Here is a 3827-nt window from a genome sequence, read left to right as displayed (position 1 = left end):
ACTTCGCGTCGAACTATTTCGACACCATGTACGCCTGCGCCGAAACCCTGATCCAGGCCGGCCATGCCTACGTCGATTCGCTGTCGGCCGACGAAATGCGCGCGCATCGCGGCACGCTCACCGAAGCAGGCAGGGACAGCCCCCACCGCAGCCGCAGCGTCGAGGAAAACCTCGACCTTTTCCACAGAATGCGCGCCGGCGAATTTCCCGACGGCGCCCACGTGCTGCGCGCCAAGATCGACATGGCCTCGCCCAACATCAACCTGCGCGACCCGGCGATCTACCGCATCAAGCGCGCGCATCACCACAACACCGGCGACACCTGGTGCATCTACCCGATGTACACCTACGCGCATCCGATCGAGGACGCGATCGAGCACATCACGCACTCGATCTGCACCCTGGAATTCGAGGACCAGCGGCCGTTCTACGACTGGCTCTTGGACAAGCTGGCCGACGGCGGCTTCTTCACCCGCCCGCTGCCGCAGCAGATCGAGTTCGCGCGGCTCAACCTCACCTACGTCGTGCTCTCCAAGCGCAAGCTGATCCAGCTGGTCGACGAAAAGCACGTCTCCGGCTGGGACGATCCGCGCCTGCCTACCCTCGTCGGCGCGCGCCGCCGCGGCTATACCGCAGAAGGCTTCAAACGCTTCACCGACCAGATCGGCGTCTCGAAATCCGACGGCTGGATCGACTACAGCGTGTTCGAGGCCTGCCAGCGCGACGTGCTGAACGATTCCGCGCTGCGCCGCATTGCCGTGCTCGACCCGGTCAAACTCATCATCGACAACTATCCCGAGGGCCAGTCGGAAGACTGCTTCGCCCCCAACCACCCGCAGCAGCCCGACCTGGGCAAGCGCGCGGTGCCGTTCTCAAGGGAATTGTGGATCGAGCGCGAGGACTTCATGGAAACCCCGTCCAAGGGCTACTTCCGCCTGTACCCCGGCAACTCGGTGCGGCTGCGCTACGGCTACGTCGTCACCTGCACCGGCTGCGACAAGGATGAGAACGGCACCATCACCGCGGTGCACTGCGAGTATCTGCCCGACACCAAATCCGGCACCCCCGGCGCCGACTCGGTCAAGGTCAAAGGCAACCTCCACTGGGTGTCCGCCGACCATGCCTATGAAGCCGAAATCCGTTTATACGACCGCCTGTTCAGCACCGCCCAGCCGGGCGCGGCGACCGGCGAATTTCTCGACGACCTCAACACCGACTCGGTGCAAGTCATCCGTGCGCAACTGGAGCCCGCACTGCGAGACGCCGCGCCGGAAGACCGCTTCCAGTTCGAGCGCCACGGCTACTTCGTCGCCGACCGCGTCGATTCAAAACCTGGCGAGCCGGTGTTCAATCGCACCGTGACGCTGAAGGATTCGTGGAGCAAGGCAGAGAAATGAATTCGTGATGTACTGATTGTGTCCGTCAAGGAGCTATGAACATGAAGTGTCCTGTGTGCGGCGCGGCTGAACTGATCCACGACACCCGCGACCTGCCCTACACCTACAAGGGTGAAACCACCGTCATAGCGGCGGTGACCGGCGACTTCTGCCCGGCCTGCGCCGAGTCCGTCCTGGATGCGGCGGAATCGGATCGCGTCATGCGCGAGATGCGCGCCTTCTCGAAGCAGGTCAACGCGGCAATTGTCGATCCAGACTTCATCGCCAGCGCGCAAGATACTCGCGCTTGAACAACGCGAGGCCGCCGAAATCTTCGACGGTGGCGTCAATGCATTCTCGCAATATCGTGTCCGACCCCATATCCGCGCTACCGGGGCGTACGGACAACTCCCCGGACGGGACTTCAACCCGCTAGATTTACTGCTGTTACTGCGAACGGTCAGACACGATTAATTGACTTCAATATCGTGTCTGACCCCATTTACAGGTACCGCAATTGCTGTTCTAGATGCCGAAGACTTTTAGGAGGGAATCGATAACCCCCTCGATTCCACGGCCCGTAACCCCCGTTCTTGCATTCGGGTGCGGCGTTTCTTCGTAGATGCAGCACCCTGGCTTGCCAGAAAACCGGTCATTGAACAGTTCCTGTTTGCCCATGAGGTAAGAACCGAAGGTTTCGCAGCGGGTGACGGCGTACTGAAGATTTGCACTGAATCCGAGCATGGCCGCCTGATTGATGGCACGTCCTGTGTTCACTGGTTCAATCCGGATGCCTCGACAGCCCTTAACGATCAGTCTCGCAGGGCCATGAAACACGACGTAGCGGAGTTGCATGGTCAGCCAATTGCTCAGACCAAACCGCCAATATCCCTTGATGCAAACAGGATCGTCCGGGCGCTGAACAATTCCAACCAGACAGCGTGGCTGGAGTACGACGGCGGAACCGGCTGGCAAGTCGATCTCGCTGATTTCAAGCAATGGGTCTTGAGAAGACGAAATTACGACCGGCTCCGATCCGTCAGGATAAACACGGGTCAGCCCATACATGCCGGATGCCAGGCTGGTGAGAGGCATGGTCCAGTCAAGCAACCACTTGGTCTCCTTTTTCGCTGCCAGCGATGCACTTTGAAGAAACTCGGGATGTACGAGAAGTTCCGACTTGTCGTCTAGGATGATCGATTTGGAGACAGTCGATGCGCGGGGGATGCCCGTTCGTTTCACTTCATCGTTGGCGCCAAACTGGATCAGCCCCGATGACCCGGGCAGCAGGCGAATTCCCGGCCGGCGCGCCGCAAGCGGGGCAATGACATAGAACATAAACAGTTTGATTGCGATGGGGGTGACGATGATCAAAAACACTATCCCGAGTGCCGTCGGCAGCGCCTTGATGACTGGTTTGGCTGCGCGCTGAAACCAGTTGTCATCGAGTTGCTTTTTGAGTTTCTCAATTTCCGATTCCAGCTGTCGTTGCCCCTCAGCTTCAAACGGCAAGACCTTGAATGGCAATGCTTTACGGGTATTGGTTAAGATTGTGATCAGCTTTTCCTGTTTGGCGATATCGGTTTGTACTTTTGCTTTATTTTTATTCAGCTGGGCAAGCGCCACTTCTAGAGGGTCAACCCGCCTGTCCCTGTAAATCGGGGGCCAGGTCGGGGGCCAGACCCAAATCTGAGCACGTTCTTTAAATGGAACAGGTTGACCGGACAGCTTTTTTAGCGCGGCAATGTTTGCACGAATGCTTCCGTCAATTCTCTTCTTTTCTGCGACAAATTTTGCCAGAGTGTCCTTTGGGTATTTCAGGCTTTGAACGTGGTCTTTAGCCTGCTTGTATAACTGGTTCGTGTAGGAGTTCGCCTGTTCGAGCAACTTGATCTGGATGTCCAACTCGATCAGCTTGCGGAAGGTCAGGCTGGTGGGATTCTTCCGGTCAATTAGGCTGCTCGTATCCCATAGTTCCTTTCGTTTTATCTGGGCATTATCGAGTTGCTGCTTGATCCCCTTAAGGCTATCTTCGATCTGCTCTTCCGTTGCACGGGTGGACGGAACAAGCGCGGCCACTGACATCTCGGCTTCCTTCCGCATCTCTTCAATGACGGTTCTGGATTCGTTTAATTGAGCCAGTTTTAAATCGTTCGCGATTTCGAATTCATCCCATTTCTGTTTGATAAATCCGCCTCCAATGAGGATCGCAATCACAACAACCAAGGTAACAACGTTCTTGGCCAGCCATCGAAGCACAGTGTTGATTAACTCACGCATTTTTAATTATTTTCCAGGCGATGGTCGTTGACGGGTTGGTGTACGGCAACAGGGGACAGACCACGGTTTATCTCATTCACCAAACAATTCCCCCGTTTCCGGCTCCACCGCTCGACGTGGCCTTCCCGACTTTCCAGGCACAGCACGTCGCCCCAAAGCCGTCGATACCTG

General features: G+C 57.2%; 4 protein-coding genes. 3 read left to right on the top strand and 1 reads right to left on the bottom strand.

All coding sequences use genetic code 11. From position 1 onward, the window contains the following. The 3 genes from glnS to K0A93_13560 all read left to right on the top strand — a co-directional run. Positions 1-1397 (top strand): glutamine--tRNA ligase (gene glnS, locus K0A93_13570; protein ID MBW6513118.1); only part of this gene is annotated, 1397 nt, incomplete at its 5' end. Between the two features lie 41 nt (positions 1398-1438). After that, on the top strand, positions 1439-1687 hold the full coding sequence (locus K0A93_13565) for a type II toxin-antitoxin system MqsA family antitoxin (GenBank protein ID MBW6513117.1): 249 nt from the start codon (positions 1439-1441) through the stop codon (positions 1685-1687). Next, the gene (locus tag K0A93_13560; GenBank protein MBW6513116.1) at positions 1641-1850 is read left to right on the top strand and encodes a type II toxin-antitoxin system MqsA family antitoxin; all 210 of its coding nucleotides are present in this window, start codon (positions 1641-1643) and stop codon (positions 1848-1850) included. The genes K0A93_13565 and K0A93_13560 overlap by 47 nt, the downstream gene beginning before the upstream one ends. Positions 1851-1901: 51 nt before the next feature. On the opposite strand, the gene K0A93_13555 is transcribed toward K0A93_13560, so the two are convergent. Beyond that, complete coding sequence (locus K0A93_13555) at positions 1902-3656, bottom strand: hypothetical protein (protein MBW6513115.1); 1755 nt, start codon at positions 3654-3656, stop codon at positions 1902-1904. Between the last annotated feature and the right edge of the window lie 171 nt (positions 3657-3827).

The organism is Desulfuromonadaceae bacterium, assembly GCA_019429445.1.
Taxonomy (GTDB): Bacteria; Desulfobacterota; Desulfuromonadia; order Desulfuromonadales; family JAHYIW01; genus JAHYIW01.
The sequence above is the reverse complement of the archived record's forward strand: the minus strand, read 5'-3'. Positions and strand labels throughout refer to the sequence as shown.